Below are 283 nucleotides of genomic sequence, written 5' to 3'. Positions count from 1 at the left end.
ACGTTGACGTCAAAGCTATTATCGTCAATTCCATCGTTCAAAAAAATGACGCCAATCTCGGGATGGCCGCCATCGGCGATTTTAATAAACTTCAAGTAGTCTTCAGGCAGCGCCGCTCCGATCGCATGCGCTACCTTGTCGAACAACGCCTCATCTCCACTGAAGCCGGGAACCGGTTCCCCCCGGTGATTTATCTTGAGTCGTGCAATATCCATTGTTATCCTCGTCAATTCCTGAAACGATTGCACAGCGCCTGTGCCGGAAAATCGGCGTGCGCGTGCGC

General features: G+C 51.9%; 1 protein-coding gene. It reads right to left on the bottom strand.

All coding sequences use genetic code 11. The annotated features are described in order from the left end of the window. Positions 1-215 (bottom strand): hypothetical protein (locus tag F2P45_RS35195; protein ID WP_166882766.1); only part of this gene is annotated, 215 nt, incomplete at its 3' end. Positions 216-283: the final 68 nt, after the last annotated feature.

Source organism: Massilia mucilaginosa (genome assembly GCF_011682145.1).
Classification (GTDB): domain Bacteria; phylum Pseudomonadota; class Gammaproteobacteria; order Burkholderiales; family Burkholderiaceae_D; genus Telluria_A; species Telluria_A mucilaginosa.
Note: the sequence above shows the minus strand (reverse complement) of the source record. Positions and strands in the feature narration are given on the sequence as shown.